The 20,127-nt window shown below is 67.3% G+C and carries 16 protein-coding genes; 5 read left to right on the top strand and 11 right to left on the bottom strand.

What is annotated here, in order from left to right; translation table 11 throughout:
* Position 1: 1 nt before the first annotated feature.
* On the top strand, positions 2 to 748 hold the full coding sequence (locus ACNI65_RS24420) for a 16S rRNA (uracil(1498)-N(3))-methyltransferase (protein WP_416760032.1): 747 nt from the start codon (positions 2 to 4) through the stop codon (positions 746 to 748).
* A gap of 2 nt (positions 749 to 750) precedes the next feature.
* Here ACNI65_RS24420 and ACNI65_RS24415 read toward each other — a convergent pair whose 3' ends face one another.
* The 11 genes from ACNI65_RS24415 to ACNI65_RS24365 all read right to left on the bottom strand — a co-directional run bounded on the left by ACNI65_RS24415 (position 751) and on the right by ACNI65_RS24365 (position 11,604).
* Complete coding sequence (locus ACNI65_RS24415; RefSeq protein ID WP_416760030.1) at positions 751 to 1,041, bottom strand: type II toxin-antitoxin system RelE/ParE family toxin; 291 nt, start codon at positions 1,039 to 1,041, stop codon at positions 751 to 753.
* A gap of 24 nt (positions 1,042 to 1,065) precedes the next feature.
* A complete protein-coding gene (locus tag ACNI65_RS24410; protein WP_416760029.1) occupies positions 1,066 to 1,311 on the bottom strand; it encodes a type II toxin-antitoxin system ParD family antitoxin in 246 nt (81 codons plus the stop codon).
* A 77-nt stretch (positions 1,312 to 1,388) separates the two neighbouring features.
* Entirely contained in the window at positions 1,389 to 2,675 is a 1,287-nt protein-coding gene (locus tag ACNI65_RS24405) for a THUMP domain-containing class I SAM-dependent RNA methyltransferase (RefSeq protein ID WP_416760028.1), read from the bottom strand.
* 124 nt (positions 2,676 to 2,799) lie between these two features.
* A complete protein-coding gene (locus ACNI65_RS24400; protein WP_416760027.1) occupies positions 2,800 to 4,323 on the bottom strand; it encodes an RNA polymerase factor sigma-54 in 1,524 nt (507 codons plus the stop codon).
* Between the two features lie 14 nt (positions 4,324 to 4,337).
* Positions 4,338 to 5,105 (bottom strand): LPS export ABC transporter ATP-binding protein, encoded by a 768-nt coding sequence (gene lptB / locus ACNI65_RS24395; RefSeq protein WP_416760025.1) that lies wholly within the window; start codon positions 5,103 to 5,105, stop codon positions 4,338 to 4,340.
* Positions 5,102 to 5,725 carry a lipopolysaccharide transport periplasmic protein LptA gene (gene lptA, locus ACNI65_RS24390; RefSeq protein ID WP_416760024.1) on the bottom strand — a complete coding sequence of 208 codons (624 nt, stop codon included), beginning with the start codon at positions 5,723 to 5,725 and terminating at the stop codon, positions 5,102 to 5,104. Before lptA ends, lptB begins: the two co-directional genes overlap by 4 nt.
* A 146-nt stretch (positions 5,726 to 5,871) precedes the next feature.
* Entirely contained in the window at positions 5,872 to 6,744 is an 873-nt protein-coding gene (locus ACNI65_RS24385; protein WP_416760023.1) for a nucleotidyl transferase AbiEii/AbiGii toxin family protein, read from the bottom strand.
* A complete protein-coding gene (locus ACNI65_RS24380) occupies positions 6,732 to 7,811 on the bottom strand; it encodes a type IV toxin-antitoxin system AbiEi family antitoxin (RefSeq protein WP_416760022.1) in 1,080 nt (359 codons plus the stop codon). Before ACNI65_RS24380 ends, ACNI65_RS24385 begins: the two co-directional genes overlap by 13 nt.
* A gap of 107 nt (positions 7,812 to 7,918) precedes the next feature.
* Positions 7,919 to 9,613, bottom strand: a complete 1,695-nt coding sequence (locus tag ACNI65_RS24375) for an ABC transporter ATP-binding protein (protein WP_416760021.1) — start codon at positions 9,611 to 9,613, stop codon at positions 7,919 to 7,921.
* A 3-nt stretch (positions 9,614 to 9,616) separates the two neighbouring features.
* On the bottom strand, positions 9,617 to 10,669 hold the full coding sequence (locus tag ACNI65_RS24370; protein ID WP_416760019.1) for an ABC transporter permease: 1,053 nt from the start codon (positions 10,667 to 10,669) through the stop codon (positions 9,617 to 9,619).
* Entirely contained in the window at positions 10,666 to 11,604 is a 939-nt protein-coding gene (locus ACNI65_RS24365) for an ABC transporter permease (RefSeq protein ID WP_416760018.1), read from the bottom strand. Before ACNI65_RS24365 ends, ACNI65_RS24370 begins: the two co-directional genes overlap by 4 nt.
* Positions 11,605 to 11,927: 323 nt before the next feature.
* On the opposite strand from ACNI65_RS24365, the gene ACNI65_RS24360 reads away from it, so the two are divergent.
* From ACNI65_RS24360 to ACNI65_RS24345, 4 genes are all read left to right on the top strand, one after another.
* Positions 11,928 to 13,787 (top strand): ABC transporter substrate-binding protein, encoded by a 1,860-nt coding sequence (locus ACNI65_RS24360; protein ID WP_416760017.1) that lies wholly within the window; start codon positions 11,928 to 11,930, stop codon positions 13,785 to 13,787.
* 17 nt (positions 13,788 to 13,804) lie between these two features.
* Positions 13,805 to 15,649, top strand: coding sequence for an ABC transporter substrate-binding protein (locus ACNI65_RS24355; protein WP_416760016.1), 1,845 nt, complete (start codon positions 13,805 to 13,807; stop codon positions 15,647 to 15,649).
* Between the two features lie 9 nt (positions 15,650 to 15,658).
* Positions 15,659 to 17,533, top strand: a complete 1,875-nt coding sequence (locus tag ACNI65_RS24350; protein ID WP_416760015.1) for an ABC transporter substrate-binding protein — start codon at positions 15,659 to 15,661, stop codon at positions 17,531 to 17,533.
* Between the two features lie 240 nt (positions 17,534 to 17,773).
* Positions 17,774 to 19,816, top strand: coding sequence for an acetoacetate--CoA ligase (locus ACNI65_RS24345; RefSeq protein ID WP_416760013.1), 2,043 nt, complete (start codon positions 17,774 to 17,776; stop codon positions 19,814 to 19,816).
* Positions 19,817 to 20,127 lie beyond the last annotated feature (311 nt).

Raw genomic sequence — 20,127 nt, 5'->3', positions numbered from 1 at the left:
GTTGGCGGCAAGGTTGTATGTCGAGCAGCCGCTGGACGCGGCGGGGCTCGAGGCTGAACTGGCGTTGCCGCCCGGGGCGGCGCGCCATGTGCAGGTGCTGCGGCTGCAGCCCGGCGACGAGATCACGCTGTTTGACGGCAGCGGCGACGAGTGGACCGCCGCCGTGACGGCGATGGGCCGCAGCGAGGTGCGGGTGGCGCTGAAGTCGCGTCAGGCGGTCGATCGGGAGATGCGGCGCGCGGTAACGCTGGCGGTGGTGATGCCGGCCAATGATCGGATGGACGGCATCGTCGAGAAGGCCTGCGAGCTGGGCGCGGTGGCGATCCAGCCGCTGATGAGCGAGCGCTCGGTGCTGAGGCTGCAGGGCGATCGCGCGGAGAAGAAGCGCGCGCACTGGCAGGGCGTGGCGATCGCCGCGGCGGAGCAATGCGGGCGTTCGAAGCCCTTGCAGGTCGCGCCGGTGAAGACTCTGGCGGCTTGGCTGGCCGAGCTGCCGACGGATGCTGACGATCAGCGCTGGTTGCTGAGCCCGGTGGCCGCGCAACCGCTGTCGGCGCTGACCGCGACGTCGACCGAGGCGCAGCGCGTCACGGTGCTGAGCGGCCCCGAAGGCGGCCTCAGCGACGCCGAGGAGCAGTCGGCGCGCTCACGCGGCTTCACCGCCGCCAAGCTCGGCCCGCGCATCCTGCGGGCGGATACGGCACCGTTGGCGGTGTTGGGGTGGTTGGCGCTGGGTGAGGGTCACTGAGCTCACTCATATCGGAGCAAGAGCGGATCCGTGTCGCGAGACGTGTGGAGAACACGCACCACGTGGACCACGTCCCGCGCGACATCGGCGATGTAGAAGATCTGGTAAGGCTTGTGGACTCGCCTCCGCAAGCCACTCGCCGCATAACGAGGCAACACGCGGAACGACTCCGCCATCGACGACAGCCCGTTGATCTTCTGCAGCAGCTCGTGAATGAAGCTGCGAGCTCGACTCGGGTTGCTCTTGCGGATGTAGTCCGCGATGCCGTCCAGATCGGCCGATGCCTCAGACAAGAGGCTGACTCGCATCCTGGTCGGTCACCGCAGATCGGGGTACTTCTCGAACAGTCGCTCGAAGGCCTCCTCCGCTGGGATCCCTCCGCCTGCCTTGATCTCCGCGATACCGCGCTCGATGGATGCATCGAACGCACGCAGCTGCGTCTCTCGCCAGTCCTTGAACTCCACGCTCTCGCGCAGCACTTGCGCGCGAGACGAGTACTTTCCGCTCTCGATCAGATTCAGCACGATGGCCTCCAACTCGGGTCCTAGATCGGCGTGAATCATCTCGGTCGCTCCCGCAAAAGGAAATCGCATCGTCGGGGGAGGCACCTCCCCATCAGGAGGGCCCTCCTTCGGCGGAGTCACTCGTCAGCGTCGGCGTTCGCGGCGTCCTGCTTGCGCGCGGAACCCGCCACCAGGTCGAACCTGAACAGGCGGCATTCAATCGGACCGTTCCACATCGGGATGCGGCGCGATTCCTTCAGGCGCATCTTGCCCGGCAGCTTCATCTCCGGGCACAGCAGCCACGCGGTCCATCCCGCGTCGTGCTGCGTGTACGCGCGCTTCCAATGCGCCGACAGCCGCGGGAAGAAGTCGTCGCCCGCGTCGCGCTCCTCGGACAGCGCGCCCGCGTCCATCCGATGCGAACCGGCCTTGCCGCGCACCTCGATCCGCTCGCCGTAAGGCGGGTTCAGCATCAGCGTGCCCGGCACGTCGTCGGGCAGCTTGGGCGCCGGACGCTCCAGCGCGTCACCGCCGTTGAACTGGATGTATTGCGCCACGCCGGCACGCTCGGCGTTGCGGCGCGCGAAGTCCACCATCCGGAAGGACACGTCGCTCGCGAAGATCGGCACCTCGGGCGGGTGTTCCGCCGCGCGCGCCTCGTCCTTCATCGCGCGCCACGCCGCCAGCAAGGGCTGGAACGGCCGCAGCTTCTCGAACGCGAACCGGCGCTGGATGCCCGGCGCGATGTTGCAGGCGATGGTCGCGGCCTCCACCGGGATCGTCCCCGAGCCGCAGCACGGATCGCTCAACGCGCCGCCGGCCTCGCGCGTGCCCTTCCAGCCCGCGGCCGCCAGCATCGCCGCGGCCAGCGTCTCCTTGAGCGGCGCATCGCCCTTGTCCTCGCGCCAGCCGCGCTTGAACAGCGGCTCGCCCGAGCTGTCGACGTACACGGTCGCCAGGTATTCCGTCAGGTGCAGCTGCAGCGGCAGGTCCGGCCAGCGCGTGTCGACACTGGGCCGCTCGCCACTGTCCTCACGCATCACGTCGCAGACCGCGTCCTTCACGCGCAGCGTCGCGAAGTTCAGGCTGTGCAGCGGCGAGCGCTGCGCCGTCGTGTCCACGCGCAGGGTCTGGCGCGGCGTGATCCAGCGCGTCCAGTCCACCGTGCGCGCGATCGCGTAGATGTCGTTCTCGTCGCGGTATTCCTCGCGGGCGACCTCGATCAGCACGCGCTGCGCGAGCCGGCTGTGCAGGTTCAGGCGCATCACCGCGGCCATCGTGCCGTACAGGCCGACCCCGCCCCGGAAGGCCTTGGGGCCCTCCAGGCATTCGTCGGGGCCGAGGATCTCGCGCACCTCCGCCTCCAGCCAGTCTTCGACGCCGGCGGCGCAGGGCAGGAACAGGTGATAGGCGGAATCGGACATTTTGGGCGGAGGGAGGATCAAGCGGGGGATTGTCCCACCGCCATTCGATTGGCGCCGACGCACGTCGACCGCCACTGGCCCTCACCCCCACCCTCTCCCGCAAGCGGGCGAGGGAGTTCCACCCTTATCGGGCCTTGCGCAGGTTCGCGGGCGCGAGCTTGAGCGCCTCGCGGTACTTCGCGACCGTGCGCCGCGCCACCGTGATGCCCTGCTCGCCGAGCATCGTCGACAGCTGGCTGTCCGACAGCGGGCTCGCGGTGTCCTCGGCAGCGATGAACTGCTTGATCAGCGCCCGCACCGCCGTGCTCGATGCGTTGCCGCCGGCCTCGGTCGACAGACTGGAGCCGAAGAAGTACTTGAGCTCGAAGGTGCCCCACGGCGTGGCCATGTACTTGGCCGTCGTCACGCGGGAGATGGTGGACTCGTGCAGGCCCAGCTCATCGGCGATCTCGCGCAGCACCAGCGGCTTCATCGCCAGCTCGCCGTGGGTGAAGAACCCGCGCTGGCGCTCGACGATCGCCTCGCTGACGCGCTGGATGGTGTCGAAGCGCTGCTGGATGTTCTTGATGAACCAGCGCGCCTCCTGCAGTTGCCCGCCCAGCGGCGAGTTGCTGACGCCGCCCCGCGTGGCGCGCAGCGCCTGTGCGTAGAGGTCGTTGATGCGCAGTTTGGGCAGCACCTCCGGATTGATCGACACGCGGAAGTTGCGGCCCGACTTCTGCACGATCACGTCCGGAATCACCGGCCGGTTGTCGCTCTTCGCGTAACGGCGGCCCGGCTTGGGCTCCAGGCCCGCGATCAGCGACTGCGCGTCGCGCAGCAGCTCCTCGTCCGCGCCGGTCAGCGACATCAGGCGGCGCCAGTCCCGCTTGGCCAGCAGGTCCAGATGGCGCCGGCAGACAACGATGGCCAGCGCCTGTTCCGGCGATCTGGGCAGGACGCGCAGTTGCAGCTCCAGGCATTCGCCCAGGTCGCGCGCGCCGACGCCGGCCGGCTCCATCGACTGCAGCCATCTGAGCGCGACCTTGAACCGGTCCAGCAGGTCCTCGCGCTGCTCGAGGTCCGCGTCCTCGCCGAGGATCGCCACGACCAGTTCCTCGATCGGATCCTCGAGGTAGCCGTCGTCATTGAGCGATTCGATCAGCGCGAGCAGCGCCGCGCGGTCGACCGCGCTGAGCGTCATGCCGGGGATCTGTGCCTTGAGCACGTCCTGCAGCGACTCCGACGGCGCTTCAGTCTCGGGCCGGTCGTCGTCGTCGCCCGACGAGGCGGGCGCGCTGCCCGGCGTCTCGCGGATGCCGTCGAAGTCGTCGCCCTCGGTGCCGTTCTCCCAGTCGTCGCGCTCGGTGGTGCCGAATTCCTCGGCCCGCATCTCCTCGCCCGCCGGCGCGTCGCCGCTGCTGCTGTCGGACTCGGTCTGCGCGACGCGTTCTTCGCGCTCCTCGCGTTCGGTCAGGCGCTCCTGCGTCGCGGTCGGCAGCGGGGCGTCGAATTCCTCGTCGGTCTCCAGCAGCGGGTTGCTCGCGAGCATCTGCTCCACCTCCTGGTGGAGCTCCAGCGTCGACAGCTGCAACAGACGGATGGACTGCTGCAGCTGAGGCGTCAGCGCAAGATGCTGGGACAGGCGAACCTGTAGCGTCGGCCTCATGTCGCGTCCCGGGCTTACATCTTGAAGTGTTCGCCGAGATAGACCCTGCGCACGTCCTGATGCTCGACGATGTGCTGGGGCGTGCCTTCGGCGAGCACCGCCCCTTCGCTGATGATGTAGGCGCGGTCGCAGATGCCCAGCGTCTCGCGCACGTTGTGGTCGGTGATCAGCACGCCGATGCCGCGCTGCTTCAGGAAGCGGATGATCCGTTGGATCTCCAGCACCGCGATCGGGTCCACGCCAGCGAAGGGCTCGTCCAGCAGGATGAAGCGCGGCTGCGTGGCCAGCGCGCGGGCGATCTCGACGCGGCGGCGCTCGCCGCCGGACAGCGCCGGCGCGGGCGTGTCGCGCAGCTTCTCGATGGAGAGCTCGTTGAGCAGCTTGTCCAGCTCTGCGTCGATGCGCGCGGACGGCCATGCCTTGCCCTTGTCGTCGAGTTGCAGCTCCAGCACGGCGCGGATGTTCTCCTCGACGTTGAGCTTGCGGAAGATCGACGCTTCCTGCGGCAGGTAGCTCAGGCCCATGCGCGAGCGCTGATGGATGGGCAGGTTCTGCACGGGTTGACCGTCGATCTGGATCTCGCCGGCATCGGCGCGGACCAGCCCCACGATCATGTAGAAGCTCGTCGTCTTGCCGGCGCCGTTGGGGCCGAGCAGTCCGATGACCTCACCGCTGTGCAGATCCAGGTGGACGTCCTTGACCACCTTGCGGACCCCATAGGACTTCTGCAGCCCCCAGGCCTGCAGGCGGCTCCGGGAGGAGTTCGTACGGGCTTCGCTCATTGCTGGGACGACTGGCGGGGGGCGAGGTTGATGCTCGGGCGCAGGGGCAGTGGCGCGCTGCTGGCGGGCGGCGGCTCGCTCGCGGCGTTGCGCGGCATCAGCACGACGCGGCCACGACCACTGGGATGCGGCGACGTGGCGCCCGTCTCGACGACCAGGCGTTCGGTCCGGTTGTCGTAGTTCAGGGTGGCGCCCGACAGGGCCTGCTTGAGCTGATCGCCCTGCATCACGCGCGCCTCGGCGTTGCCGACGAGGCGGATCATCTCGGTGCGGGTGTCGTATTCGATCTGGTCGGCGCGGCCCTCGATGCGCTCACCGGGGGTGTCGCGGTCCTGGCGGAAGTGGACCTGCTTGGCGGCGGTGCCGTTGGCGTAGGCCTGGTAGTAGCCGTCGCTCGTTTCCTGCACGTCCATGCGTTCGGCGCGCAGCTCCATCGAGCCCTTGGTCATGATCACGTTCCCGTTGAATTCGGAGCGTTGCTTGACCTTGTCGATCGCGCCCTCGCGGTCAAAGACGAGATTCAGGGGCTTCGCGCGGTCGTCCTTCGATGCCCACGCTCCGGGCATGGCCAAGGCCAGCGCGAGCGCGGTCGAGAGCAGCAGTGGGCGGCGAAGCGACATGGGGGATCCTGACGGCACAAAACTTGCTGGCCATTCTAGCCATCGCTTCCGGAAGCCACAGGAGGTGTCCCCGCATGTGCGCGGGGACCAAGCTTCGTCTTGTGGAAAGTTCCCTTTTGGTGCAGGGGTCGGGAAGAGCGCGGGGCTCAGGCGCGAAGGCCCAAGGCACGCAGCCACGCGTCGACTTGGCCGAACGCGTCAAGCTGCCATTGCTCGGGCGTCCTGTCTTCCAGGATTCGACTCTCTTCGACGAAGCGGCGAACACAGGTCGGCCCGAATCCATCGGTCACATCGAACTTTCCGTCGATGAAGCTGAATCCGATGCGCGCCTCCTGATGATCGAGCAACGGTCGACAAGCTTGAGCGAGCGCATCGATGCCACCGGGGTAATTGCGCACGCAGTAGTAGATGTCGTAGGCGTCCTTCTGCTTGTACCGGTTCGCGATCGCGTGACCCTTCATCGCCAGCAGAGCGGGGATCGAGCAGACCGTCACTTCGACTCGGTTGCTTCCTCCATCGGGCATGGGTCCCGACACCGCGACGAGTTCGTTGTATCGGAGCGCCAGTTCGGCCCCGCTGGCCCGCTGAACGGCGAAGCCGTCGACGAGCGGCGGATGGTTCTTGATGATCACGGCGTCACGCGGCATCAGGAAATCGACGATGACGTCAATGGCCGGTCCGCCGTCCCGCGGCGCAGTCTGTCGAACGAGTTGGAACCGGCGCAACGAGGACCGTTGCGCGTAACCATGCGCCATCAGCGATTCAACGAGACTCGCGTAAGCGCCGTCGCCGAGGGCTTCCGCGTCCAGGCTGAGGTCGAGATCCAGCGTGCCGACGTGACGCATGTCGCTGCGTGAATCGAGCAGGAGCCAGGGCACTGCGCCGCCGACGATCGCGAACTTCCCCTTGAACTCCCCGAGGATCTGGCCGATCTCGACCAGTACCGACTTCACTGCGGCCGTGGTCCGCTCGTCATACGCCTCGGCGTGCTGCGCCTCACCGGGCGTCAATCCTGCCATCGCAGCCTCTCTCGTCGAAGATGTTCCGCCGCCTCCTGGCCTCGCTCGCCGGAGGCGCAGAGGTCGAGGTAGGTCTGAACGACACTGGTGCAATGAATGCCGGACGCGGGTTCGATGGCGTCCCGCAAGAGTCCGGTGTCCTCCACGATCGCGATCTCCACGTTCGAGCCCCGCCCGGCGGCCACCAGCCCGAGCACGCGACGCAGATGGTCGGCACCCTTCGCATCCGCGTAGAAGGAGCAGGTGCTGGTTCGTCCATACGGCGCGAGCCATCTCGCCGCCGAGAAGCCCGACAGGATCGCGTGGCCTGAGGCGGACGACGCGGTCGATTCAGCCCTCAGGACGTCATCCAACGTCGCGCCGTGCAAGGTCGTGTAGAACTCCTGACGCACGGCGGCTGGAGGCTCGTAGGCATCGCGCCACGCATCCAGCAAGGCATCGGGCTGGCTCAAGCGCAGGCCGCCTTCGGACACCTCAGCCCACTCCCGATCGAGAAGACTGGTCCGCACATTGCTGACGTGTCCAAGGCTGACCGATGTCTCGCTCGAAAGCTCGGAGACACGCCATGCCCGCGCTGGCTGGCGCAGCATGCATCGCAGCACTGCTGCTGACTTCGGCTTGAACAGCGAACGCATCTCGCGCCGCTCATTCGCCGGTTTGCCGGCCGTTTCCCGGAACAGGAAGAAGCCGGGGAACACAATGCGCGCGTTGCCTTGGAGGTCCAGATAGCTCGCGCCACTGTCCACGCACAGGTCGCGCACCCGCTCCGACAGGTAGGGGGCGACGACCAGCGGGATGACGCCGGGGCTTTGGGTCTCCAGATAGCGCTTGAGCTGGAAAAGCGCTCCTTGGATATGGCGAGGCTGTCCACTCGAGTTGACCTCGCCCGCCAAGAGTTGCTCGCGTCCTTGGAACACCAGTCGACAGAGGAAGTCGATCGAGGCATCCGCACCGCCACGCGTGTCCTGGATGTCCACCCGATCCAGTCCGGGAACCTCCGAAAGCACCCGCGCCAGCGCATCCCGCGCCTGGCCCTCGACGTTCACCGAATCATTAGATTTCAGCATTCGCTGAAACTATCGAATCCGGTGAAATCTGTCAAAGTATTTCACTGAAATTGTTGTTTTCAACAGGTGTTGAAAGCACCAAATCCAGTGAAATTCGGTCCCAACGTTCAGGCCACGCTGGTGGCAGGCGTGTCGTGCCCCTGATATCCCCGGGGCACGGCGCCCAGCAGGCGCTTCGTGTACTCCTGCTTCGGCGCGGCCAGCAGCGCGCGCGCATCCGCCTGCTCCACGACGTCGCCGTGCTGCATCACCAGCACCTCGTCGGAGATGAACTTCACCACCGCCAGGTCGTGGCTGATGAAGATGTAGCTCAGGCCGAATTCATCCTGCAGGTCCTTGAGCAGGTTCAGCACCTGCGCCTGCACCGACACGTCCAGCGCCGACACCGCCTCGTCCAGCACCAGCACTTCCGGCTTGAGCGTCAGGCAGCGCGCGATCGCGATCCGCTGGCGCTGACCGCCGGAGAACTCGTGCGGATACTTGTGCAGCGCCGTCTCGTCCAGGCCGACCTTGCGCAGCAGCGCGCTCGCCGTCGCCAGACGCTCGTCATGGCTGCCGCCGATGCCGTGGATCTCCATCGGCTCCAGCAGCGTCTGCGCGATCGTGAAGCGCGGATTCAGCGAGGCATACGGGTTCTGGAACACCACCTGGATGCGCCGGCGCATCTTCTGCCACTCCGGCCCATTCATCGTCAGCAGGTCCTTGCCCTCGAAGAGCACCTGCCCGCCGGTGGGCTCGTGCAGCCGCAGCAGCGTCAGGCCCATCGTCGTCTTGCCCGAGCCGGACTCGCCCACCACGCCCAGCGTGTGGCCCTTGCGCAGTTGGAAGTCCACGCCCTTGACGGCCTTGAACTCGGTCTTGCTGAACAGCCCGGACTTGAAGAAGAAGCTCTTCTTCAATCCCTTGACCTCCAGGATCACCGGCGCGGCCGGATCCTTGGCCTTGCCCGCGCCCTGCGCCGAACGTCCGGCGATGTGATCGTCGATCACCATCAGCCGCGCGGGGTTCTCCGTCAGTGACGGCCGGCAGGCCAGCAGCGCCTTCGTGTACGCATCCTTCGGGCTGTGGAAGATGTCCGCCACCGGCGCCTTCTCGCGGATCTCGCCATGGCGCATGACCACGACCTGATCGGCGATCTCGCCCACCACGCCCAGGTCATGCGAGATGAACAGCATGCTCATCTTGTGCGTGTCCTTGAGCTTGGCCAGCAGCTCCATCACCTGGCGCTGGATCGTCACGTCCAGCGCGGTGGTCGGCTCGTCGGCGATCAGCAGCTTGGGATTGCAGGCCAGCGCCACCGCGATCATCACGCGCTGCTGCTGGCCGCCCGACATCTCGTGCGGATAGCTCTTCAGGCGGCGCTTCGGATCGGGGATGCCGACCTCGTTGAGCAGCTCCTCGGCGCGCACCAGCGCCTGGCGCCGGCTCATGCCCAGGTGCTTCATCAGCGGCTCCATGATCTGGTCGGCCACCTGGAACACCGGATTGAGCGAGCTCATCGGGTCCTGGAACACGCACGCGATCTCGCGGCCGCGCACCGACTGCAGCTCGCGCAGCGAGGTCTTCAGCAGGTCGCGTCCCTGGAACAGGATCTGACCGCTGCGCTCGGCGTTGTCGGGCAGCAGGTTCAGGATGGACATCGCCGTCACGCTCTTGCCCGAGCCCGACTCGCCCACCAGCGCCACGGTGCTGTTCTCGGGGATGTCGAAGCTCACGACCTTGACGGCCAGCTGGCGCTGCATGACGCCGTCGACCTTGCCCATGCGGAAGGCGACCTTCAGGTCTTGAATGCTCAACAGCATGGCTTACTCCAGACCGCGCAGTTTCGGATCGAGCGCATCGCGCAGCGCATCCGTGAAGAGGGCGAACGCGGTGACGAACACCGCCATGAAACCGGTCACCGCCGCCAGCTGCCACCAGTAGCCCAGGATCAGCTCGCTTTGCGCCTCGGCCAGCATCGTGCCCCAGGACACCTGGTCCACGCTCACGCCCAGGCCCAGGTAGGACAGGATGACCTCGCTCTTGATGAAGCCCACCACGTGCAGCGACAGCTGCACCAGCGCCACGTGCGACACGTTGGGCAGGATGTGCTTGAACATGCGCGAGTTCTTGCTCGCGCCGATGGCCTCGGCACTGCGCACGTACTCGCGCACCGAGTGCTTCATGAACTCCGCGCGCACCAGCCGGTAGATGCCGGTCCAGCCCGCCAGGCCCAGGATCATCACCACCGGCATCACGCCCCGGCCGAAGACGACCGCGAACGCGAAGATCAGCAGGATGTTGGGCATCGCCGTGAAGACGTTGTAGACCCACTCCAGGAAGTCGCCGACCTTGCCGCCGTAGAAGCCCGACAGCGCGCCCAGCACCGTGCCGATGACCGTGGCCACCAGCGCGGCCAGCAGGCCCACCATGATCGAGATCTCCGCGCCCTTGATCGCCTTGGCCAGCACGTCGCGGCCCAGCCGGTCCGCACCGAAGGCCAGCGTCTGCGCGCGCGGCGCGTCCTCGGTCTTGTACTGCTTGGCGCGCTCGCTCCATTCAGCGTACTTGGGCGCCAGCGGGTCGATGTCGCTCAGGTCGACGTTGGGACCCTTGGGCTGGGCGATCGCGCCCATGTCCTCGGCCGGCGCCGGACCCATGAAGGTCGGCGGCGCGTTGGGCACGCCGGTCTCCTTCTGCCAGTCGCCGGCGACCAGGCCCACGCCCGCCGCCAGCACCAGCAGCAGCGACAGCGCCACCACGATCATCGAGAACACGCCGAGCTTGTCGGACTTCAGGCGCCGCCACGACGCGGCCCACACGCCCTGCGAGCGCTTGGGCGCCACGGCCACGGGTTGATTCGACAGCACTGCGCTCATTTGAGGACCACCCGCGGATCGACGAGCTTGTAGAGAAGGTCGGTGACGAGGTTCACCACCATCGTCAGCGCCGCGATGTAGATCGCGAACGCCTGGATCACCGGATAGTCGTTGCGGTTGACCGCCAGCAGGATCTCGCGGCCCAGGCCCGGGATCGAGAAGAAGACCTCCAGCAGGAACGAGCCGACGAACACGCCGGGCAGCGCCACGGAGATGTTGGTCATGATCGGGATCATCGCGTTGCGCAGCACGTGCTTGAGCAGGATCGTCTTCTCGGTCAGACCCTTGGCCCGCGCGGTGCGCACGTATTCATGGCCGATCTCGTCGAGGAAGAAGGTGCGGTACAGCCGCGTGTAGGGCGCCAGCGCCACCGCCACGGCCACGAACACCGGCAGCGGCGCGTAGGTCGTGAGGTTGGTCCACAGCGAGTCGCTCCAGCCCTGCACCGGGAACCAGCCCAGCCGGAACGCGAAGACGTACTGCGCGACGATCACGTAGACCAGCAGCGAGATCGACACCGCGACCGTGGTGAGGATCATCACCGCGCGGTCCGTCAGGCTGCCGCGCATGTAGGCCACGGCCAGCGCGAACGGGATCGCCAGGATCACCTCGAGCACCAGGATCGGCAGCATCACCGTCAGCGTGGCCGGCATGCGCGTGGCGAAGAGGTTGGCCACCGACTCGTTGGTCGCCCAGCTCTTGCCCCAGTCGAAGGTCACGATCTGCTGCAGGAAGATCAGCAGCTGCTCCCACACCGGCTTGTTCAGCCCGAGCTGCTCGCGGATGGCATCGATCTGGTCCTGGCTGGCGTTCTGGCCGCCGAGCACCTCGGCGGGATCACCGCCAAACCATTTGAAGAGGAAGAACACCAGCAGCACGACGCCCAACATCGTCGGGACCATCTGCCACAGGCGCCTGATGAGATATGCCGCCATGCCGCGGGACTCCAAGCAAGCGCCGCCGGGTGCGCGTGAGCGTCCGGCGGCCGATAAAGACAGACCCCGGACGCTTGTGACGGCCGGGGCCTGCGGGTCGAAAAATCACGCGCGAGTCTACGTGAGCGACCCCACCCCCCGCACCGGCATTTGCCCTGAATCCATCGAAGAAAACTGATGATGCATGTCGGTAGAAGCAGGGCCTTCCATCCACAATGCGCCCTCCCTCGCGATCGCGCGCGCGGTCTCGGGGTTGTTGGCATGGCGGGCGCGGACATCGCCCACTAGACTGGCGCGCTTTCGAATTCAAGGACGGCATCCAGATGCGACGCGGCACGGCCGGGACACAATCCCAGGCGCTCTTACTTTCGGCATCCCTCGCGGCGCTGGCGATGTTCACGGTGATCCCGTCGACCGCCCGCGCTGCCGATGAACAGGCCACTTCCGCGCCCAAGGTGCTGCGCTATGCGATCCGCGCGGCGGAGACCGGCTTCGATCCGGCGCAGGTCACCGACCTGTACTCGCGCAACGTCACCGCGGGCATCTTCGACGCGCCGCTGCGCTTCAGCTACCTGAGCCGTCCCTATCGCCTCGAGCCCGCCATCACCGACGGCATGCCCGAGATCAGCGACGACGCGCGGCGTTTCGTCTTCAAGCTCAAGCGCGGCGTGCTGTTCAGCGACGACCCGGCGTTCAAGGGCAAGAAGCGCGAGCTCGTCGCCGATGACCTGATCTACACGATCAAGCGCCACTACGACCCGCGCGTGAAGAGCGGCCATCTCTACCGCTTCGAGGGCGCCAAGATCCTGGGCCTGTCGGAGGTCCGCGCCGAGTCGCTGAAGAACAAGACGCCGTTCGACTACGACCGCCCCGTCGAAGGCCTGCGCGCGATCGACCGCTACACCGTGGAGATGCGCATCGCCAACAGCGATCCGCGTCTGCTGTACCACTTCGCCGATCCGATGGTGGGCATCGTCGCGCGCGAGGTCGTCGAGGCCTACGGCGACCGCATCATGGAGCACCCGGTGGGCACCGGCGCGTGGAAGCTCGGCGAATGGCGCCGGTCCTCGCGCATCGTGCTCGAGCGCAATCCCAACTTCCGCGACGAGCGTTATCACGAGGACGCCGCCACCGCCAAGCCCGAGCTGGCCGACGCCGTGCGCCGCCTGCAAGGCCGCAAGCTGCCGCTGGTCGATCGCGTCGAGATCGCCGTGATCGAGGAAGCGCAGCCGCGCTGGCTGTCCTTCCTGCGCAAGGAATTCGACATGCTGGACGACCTGCCGTCGGAGTTCGCGCCGATCGGCATGCCGCAGAACAAGCTCGCGCCCAACCTCGCCAAGGACGGCCTCAAGGCCGTGCGCTACGAGCGCGCGGACGTCGCGATCTCCTACTTCAACATGGAAGATCCGGTGGTCGGCGGCTACACGCCCGAGAAGATCGCGCTGCGCCGCGCGATCGCGATGGGCGTGGACCTCGACCAGGAGATCCGCCTGCCGCGCCGCGGCCAGGCCATCCCCGCGCAAGGGATCATCTCGCCCGGCGTGACCGGCTACGACAACGCCTTCAAGTCGGAGATGAGCCAGTTCGACCGCGCGCGCGCCAAGGCGCTGCTCGATCTGTACGGCTACGTCGACAAGGACGGCGACGGCTGGCGCGACCTGCCCGACGGCAGCCCGCTGGTTCTCGACTATTCGACGCAGCCCGACGGCCAGAACCGCCAGCTCGCCGAGCTGTGGCAGAAGAACATGGACGCGCTGGACATCCGCATCCGCTTCAAGATCGCCAAGTGGCCCGAGAACCTGAAGGCCGCCAACGCCGGCAAGCTCATGATGTGGGGCATGGGCTGGAGCGCCGACGTGCCGGACGGCGAGAACTTCCTGGGCCTGGGTTACGTCGGCAGCAAGGGGCAGTCCAACAAGTCCCGCTTCGACCTGCCCGAGTACAACGCGCTGTACCGCCAGCAGCACGGCATGCCCGACGGTCCCGAGCGGCTCGCCGTGATGACGCGCGCGCAGAAGCTGCTGATCGCGTACATGCCCTACAAGGTCCACGTGCATCGCATCTTCACCGACATGACCCAGCCCTGGGTCATCGGCTACGACAAGAACCTCTATCAGCGCGACTTCTACACCTATGTCGACATCGACACGGACGCGCTGGCCAAGGCCCATGTCAAGAAGTGAGCGAGTGACCTGACATCGTGACCCAGCCCCGCGCCCGTTTCCTCCTGTCGATGCTGCGCGGGGCCGTCCTCGCCTCCGCCCTGGCTGCCGTCGGCCTGAACACGGCCGTCGCCGCAAATGCCGAGCCGAAGGTCCTTCGCTACGCATTCCGCGTCGCGGAGACGGGGTTCGATCCGGCCAAGATCAGCGATCTCTACTCGCGCATGATCACGCCGCACATGTTCGAGGGGCTCTACACCTACGACCAGCTCGCGCGTCCCGCGAAGTTGAAGCCGCTGACCGCGGCGTCGCTGCCCGAGTCCAGCGACGACTACAAGGTGTGGACTGTCAAGCTGCGCCCCGGCATCCGCTTCGCCGACGATGCCGCGTTCCAGGGCAAGCCGCGCGAGCTGACCGCCGAGGATTACGTCTACTCGATCAAGCGCTTCGCTGATCCGGCGGTCGCCTCGCCGGCCTGGAGCGAGATCGAGGAGCTCGAGCTGATCGGCCTGAACGAGTACCGCGAGCAGATCCGCAAGGCCGGCCAGCGCTTCGACTACGACAAGCCCATCGAGGGCCTGCGCGCGCTGGACCGCTACACGCTGCAGTTCAAGTCCAGGGAGACGCGGCCGCGCATGATGGAGGTCTTCGCGCAAGGCGACCTCTACGGCGCCGTCGCGCGCGAGGTCATCGAGGCCTACCCCGGCGACTCGATGGCGCATCCGGTGGGCACCGGGCCCTTCGTGCTCAAGCAGTGGCGGCGGAGCTCACTGATCGTGCTCGAGCGCAACCCGCTGTACCGCGTGCGCGTCTACGACCAGGAAGTGGATCCCGCGCCCGATGACGCCGAGGGCCAGGCGCTGAAGGCGCGTTTCCAGGGCCGGCGCATGCCGATGATCGACCGCGTGGAGGTCAGCATCATCGAGGAGAACCAGCCGCGCTGGCTGTCCTTCCTGAACGGCGAGTACGACTTCATCGAGCGCACGCCGGAAGACTTCATCACCCAGGCGATGCCCAACGGCAGGATCGCGCCCAACCTCGAGAAGCAGGGCAAGCACGCGTACCGGACCGTCGCGTCGGACGTGCTGTTCACCGTGTTCAACATGGAGGACCCGGTGGTGGGCGGCTACACGCCCGATCGCATCGCGCTGCGCCGCGCGATCTCGCTGGCCATCGACGTCGACCGCGAGCTGCGCCTGGTGCGCCGCGGCCAGGCGGTGCAGGCGCAGTCGCTCTACATGCCCGGCACCACCGGCTACGACGCCGCGTTCAAGAGCGACATGAGCAGCTTCGATCCGGCGCGCGCCAAGGCGCTGCTGGACCTGTACGGCTATGTCGACAAGGACGGCGACGGCTGGCGCGACAAGCCCGACGGCACGCCGCTGACGCTGGAGAGCCTCACGACGCCGGATCAGTTCCAGCGCCAGATCGACGAGATCGTCCAGAAGAACCTCAACGCCATCGGCGTGCGCATCGCCTTCAAGCCGGCCAAGTGGCCCGAGAACCTGAAGTCGCTGCGCGCGGGCAAGTACCAGATCTGGTCGCTGGGCACGTCCGCGTCCAAGCCCGATGGGCAGGACTCGCTCTCGCGCATGTACAGCGGCCAGATCGGCGCGCAGAACTACGCGCGCTTCCGGCTGCCCGCCGTCGACAAGCTCTACGACGAGGCCTCGCACCTGCCCGACGGCCCACGCCGCCAGCAGATCTTCGACGAGACCAAGCGCTACGCGGTGGCCTACATGCCGTACAAGTACCGCGCCCACCGCTTCATCACCGACATCGCCCAGCCGCAGCTGATCGGTTATCGCCGTCCGCTGTTCTGGCTGCACTGGTGGGAGTACGTGGACATCGATCCCGAAGCCGCCGCGAAGTTCAAGCACTAGGTCCCATCGATGCGTCCGAGCCGCCTTGCCTCCCTTGCCGCGCTGATCCTCGGCGCGGCCTCGCTCGCGGCGAATGCCGCGCCGCCGCCGCAGGGCGCGAAACCGACGGCGCCCGGGAACGGCAGCTCGGCGCCAGCGTCGGCATCGTTGGCCGCGCAGGAAAAGACGCTGCGCTACACCTTCCTGGTGGCGGAGACGGGCTTCGATCCGGCGCAGATCAGCGATCTGTACTCGCGCATCGTCACGTCCCACATCTTCGAGTCGCTCTACAACTACGACTACCTCGCGCGGCCGTTCAAGCTCAAGCCCAACACCGCGGCGGACATGCCCGAGGTCTCGGAGGACTTCCGCACCTGGACCATCCGGCTGCGGCCCGGCATCTACTTCTCCGACGACCCCGCCTTCAAGGGCCGCCGGCGCGAGCTCACCGCCGAGGACTACGTCTACAGCCTCAAGCGCTTCTACGACCCGGCGACCAAGGCGCCGCTGTACTCGTCGTTCAAGCAGGAAGGCATCCTCGGCCTGGAGGAGTTGCGCGCCGAGGCGCTCAAGACCAAGAAACCGTTCAACTACGACAAGCCCATCGAGGGCCTGCGCGCGCTGGACCGCTACACGCTGCAGTTCAAGCTGGCGGAACCGCGCCCGCGATTCATCTACAACCTGGCCGGCGGTGACACCTACGGCGCGGTCGCGCGCGAGGTCATCGAGGCCTACGCCGGCAAGGCGATGGAGCACCCGGTGGGCACCGGGCCGTTCATGCTCGACCGCTGGCGGCGGGGCTCGCTGATCCGCCTGGTGCGCAACCCGAGCTATCGCGACGTCTTCTACGATGCGCAGCCCGCGGCCGACGATGCCGAGGGCCAACGGCTGCTCGCGCGCTTCAAGGGCCGCAAGCTGCCGATGATCGACACGGTGGAGATCAGCATCATCGAGGCGGGGCAGCCGCGTTGGCTGTCCTACCTGAACCGCGAGTTCGACCTGCTCTACCTGCTGCCCGAGGAATACGCCGACGTGGCGATCCCGCACGGCAAGCTCGCGCCCAACCTGGCCAGGCAGGGGATGCAGCAATACAGCGTGCTGGCCAGTGACCGCACGATGTACTACTTCAACATGGAGGACGCGACCGTCGGCGGCTACACGCCGGAGAAGGTCGCGTTGCGCCGCGCGATCGGACTCGCGACCGACGTGCCCACCGAGATCGCCACCACGCGCCGCCATCAGGCGGTGCCCGCGCAGTCGGTGGTCGCGCCGGCGACCTGGGGTTACCAGGACGACTACAAGAGCGAGAACAGCGATTTCGACCTGGCACGCGCCAAGGCCCTGCTCGACACCTATGGCTATGTCGACAAGGACGGCGACGGCTGGCGCGACAAGCCCGACGGCAGCCCGCTGGTGCTGGAAGTCGCATCGACGCCGGACTCGCGCTCCAAGCCCTATGACGAGCTGTGGAAGCGCGACATGGACAAGCTCGGCGTCCAGATGAAGATCCGGATGGCGCAGTGGCCGGAGAACCTGAAGTCCGCGCGCGCGGGTCAGCTGATGATCTGGCAGCTGGGGTTCAACAGCTCAACGCCCGATGCGCAGCTGGGGCTGGAGCTGCTGTACGGGCCGGCGTCGGGCGGGCAGAACCTGGGCCGCTTCAAGCTGGACCGCTACGACGAGATCTACCGCCGCATGCTGGTGCTGCCCGACGGCCCGGAGCGCGCCGCGCTGCTGCGCGAGGCGCAGAAGCTGCTCACGGCCTACATGCCGCAGAAGTTCCGCGTGCATCGCATCGTCACGGACATCGCGCAGCCGTGGCTGATCGGCTTCCGGCGCCCGTTCTTCAACCAGATCTTCTGGCCCTACGTCGATATCGAGACGGACAAGCTGCCCAAGCGTTGAGCTTCTCTGGCCCCCTCGCCCGCAACGCGGGAGAGGGCGGGGGGTGAGGGCTCTGCGAAGGGCACCGTGCACTCACCCGAGCCCTCACCCCAACCCCTCTCCCGCTCCGCGGGCGAGGGGCTTTTGGCGGGGGTGTGGGCCGAGAACGTGGGCAGGCAGCAGCTGCCAAGCGGTCACGTGCGTGACGACGCGGAGCGCTGATTCCCGCTACCGTCGCGAGACCCGAGAAGGAGTCCCCGCATGACCCCGACGCCGCAGATCGATCACTACCGCCGCTTCCTGCACGAGCAGCGCGGGCTGGTCTTCGAGGACTACGCCTCGTTGTGGGGCTGGTCGGTGACCGAGCTGGACGCGTTCTGGCGCAGCATCTGGGACCACTTCGACCTGCGCTCGGCCACGCCCTTCGAGGCCGCGCTCAACGAGGAACGCATGCCCGGCGCGGTCTGGTTCCGCGGCGCGACGCTGAACATCGCGTCGCAGGCGCTGCGCCACACCGATGCGGCCGAGGCCGCCGGCCATCCCGCGATCGTCCATGCCGACGAGGCGATGCTCGCGCGCGGGGAGCTCGGCGAGCTGCGCTGGCCCGAGCTGCGTCGACAAGTCGGCGCGCTGGCCGCGTCGCTGCATGAGCTCGGTGTGCGGCGCGGCGATCGCGTCGTCGCCTACCTGCCCAACGTGCCGGAGACCGCCGTCGCCTTCCTCGCCGTGGCGAGCCTCGGCGCCGTGTGGTCGGTGTGCTCGCCAGACATGGGCCCGGTGGCGGTGCTGGACCGCTTCCGCCAGATCGAACCCAAGGTGCTGATCGCTGCCGACGGCGTGCGTTACGCCGGCCAGGACATCGACCGCCGCGCCATGCTCGCGCAACTGCTGGCCGAGCTGCCGACCGTGGGCGATGTCGTCCTGCTGGGCAAGCTCGATCCGCACGCGGATCCAGCCTCGCTCGCGCGGCATGCGGACGCCGGCAAGGGCGCGCGGCGCGCGCATCGCTGGACCGACCTGATCGCCCACGCCCGCATGCGCGAGCCGGAGCCCGTGCCCTTCGACCATCCGCTGTGGATCGTGTACTCGAGCGGTACCACCGGGCTGCCCAAGCCGATCGTTCACGGACACGGCGGGGTGTTGCTGGAGATGCTCAAGGGCTCGATCCACAACAACGTCGGCGCGACGGTGGACACGGGCGACCGCTTCCACTGGTACAGCTCGACCGGCTGGATCATGTGGAACTGCCAGGTCGGCGCGCTGATGGGCGGCACGACGATCTGCCTGTTCGACGGCAGCCCGGCCGGCCCCAAGGACGCGCCGGACTGGAGCACGCTGTGGCGCTTCGCGGCGCTGTCCGGCGCGACCTTCTTCGGCGCGGGCGCGGCGTTCTACGCGAGCTGCCTGAAGGCGGGCGTCACGCCGATGTCGCACGGCGACCTGAGCCGGCTGCGCGCGATCGGCAGCACCGGCAGCCCGCTGGCCGACGAGAGCTACGACTGGATCTGGGCGAACTGCCCGCGGCCCGGCGGCGAGCCGATCTGGATCTGCATCATCAGCGGCGGCACCGACTTCGCCGGGGCCTTCCTCACCGGTCTGATCACCGAACCGCTGGTGCGCGGGCAGATGCAGGTGCGCAGCCTGGGCGCGGCGGTGCATGCGTTCTCCGAAGCGGATGCGCAGGGGCAGGGCCATCCGCTGATCGACGAGGTCGGGGAGCTGGTCTGCACGCGGCCCATGCCGTCGATGCCGCTGTACTTCTGGGGCGATCGCGACCATGAGCGTTATCTGTCGAGCTACTTCGACATGTATCGCGGCCCCCACGGAGAGGGGATCTGGCGCCATGGCGACTGGTTGCGGATCACCCCGACGGGTGGGGGGATCATCTACGGCCGTTCGGACGCGACGATCAACCGGCATGGCATCCGCATGGGCACGGCGGAGCTGTATCGCGCGGTGGAGACGCATGAGGAAGTCCTGGACAGCCTGGTGGTGGACCTGGAGTACCTGGGCCGGCCGAGCTGCCTGCTGCTGTTCGTGCAGTTGCGCGACGGGGTGACGCTGGACGCGGCGCTGCAGCAGCGGCTGCGGGAGTCGATCAAGAAGGCCCTGTCGGCGCGTCACGTGCCGGACGAGATCCATCAGGTCGAGGCGATCCCGCGCACGCTGTCGGGCAAGAAGATGGAGCTGCCGATCAAGAAGCTGCTGCTCGGCGCCGCCGCGGAGCAGGTCATGAAGCGCGACGCGATGGCGAATGCGGACGCGGTGGCTTGGTATCAGGCGTTCGCGATGGGGCGGGGATGAGCGCGCCGACGCCTAGAGGGATGCGCACTGCAGTCAGTCCATACGCTGGTGGCCAGCCTCAACTGGAGGCAAAGCATCCGTTCGGTGAGACGTAGCTCGAGCCTGTAGTCCGCCTTGACGCGAAGTGATCGCTGTTGCAACAGATGCTGTCCGATCCGGCGCGAGCATTCCGCCAGCTCCAGCGCGCAAGATGGATGCGGGTTCAAGAGCCGACTGATCAGCCTATCGTGGACCCCATGTCGCCCTTGATCGTCGCCTTTCATGTGTAGTCCCTGCTCCCAGGTCTGGCACCGATGGAAGGCCGCATAGTA

The organism is Roseateles sp. So40a, assembly GCF_048081605.1.
In the GTDB taxonomy this organism is placed as follows: Bacteria; Pseudomonadota; Gammaproteobacteria; order Burkholderiales; family Burkholderiaceae_C; genus Roseateles.
Note: the sequence above shows the minus strand (reverse complement) of the source record. Positions and strands in the feature narration are given on the sequence as shown.

Bases quoted from the DNA above. Each gene is read 5' to 3' on its own strand.
- ACNI65_RS24410 (WP_416760029.1), bottom strand. From the start codon at position 1,311: ATGATTCACGCCGATCTAGGACCCGAGTTGGAGGCCATCGTGCTGAAT.
- ACNI65_RS24405 (WP_416760028.1), bottom strand. From the start codon at position 2,675: ATGTCCGATTCCGCCTATCACCTGTTCCTGCCCTGCGCCGCCGGCGTC.
- ACNI65_RS24400 (WP_416760027.1), bottom strand. From the start codon at position 4,323: ATGAGGCCGACGCTACAGGTTCGCCTGTCCCAGCATCTTGCGCTGACG.
- lptB (WP_416760025.1), bottom strand. From the start codon at position 5,105: ATGAGCGAAGCCCGTACGAACTCCTCCCGGAGCCGCCTGCAGGCCTGG.
- lptA (WP_416760024.1), bottom strand. From the start codon at position 5,725: ATGTCGCTTCGCCGCCCACTGCTGCTCTCGACCGCGCTCGCGCTGGCC.
- ACNI65_RS24385 (WP_416760023.1), bottom strand. From the start codon at position 6,744: ATGGCAGGATTGACGCCCGGTGAGGCGCAGCACGCCGAGGCGTATGAC.
- ACNI65_RS24380 (WP_416760022.1), bottom strand. From the start codon at position 7,811: ATGCTGAAATCTAATGATTCGGTGAACGTCGAGGGCCAGGCGCGGGAT.
- ACNI65_RS24375 (WP_416760021.1), bottom strand. From the start codon at position 9,613: ATGCTGTTGAGCATTCAAGACCTGAAGGTCGCCTTCCGCATGGGCAAG.
- ACNI65_RS24370 (WP_416760019.1), bottom strand. From the start codon at position 10,669: ATGAGCGCAGTGCTGTCGAATCAACCCGTGGCCGTGGCGCCCAAGCGC.
- ACNI65_RS24365 (WP_416760018.1), bottom strand. From the start codon at position 11,604: ATGGCGGCATATCTCATCAGGCGCCTGTGGCAGATGGTCCCGACGATG.
- ACNI65_RS24360 (WP_416760017.1), top strand. From the start codon at position 11,928: ATGCGACGCGGCACGGCCGGGACACAATCCCAGGCGCTCTTACTTTCG.
- ACNI65_RS24350 (WP_416760015.1), top strand. From the start codon at position 15,659: ATGCGTCCGAGCCGCCTTGCCTCCCTTGCCGCGCTGATCCTCGGCGCG.
- ACNI65_RS24345 (WP_416760013.1), top strand. From the start codon at position 17,774: ATGACCCCGACGCCGCAGATCGATCACTACCGCCGCTTCCTGCACGAG.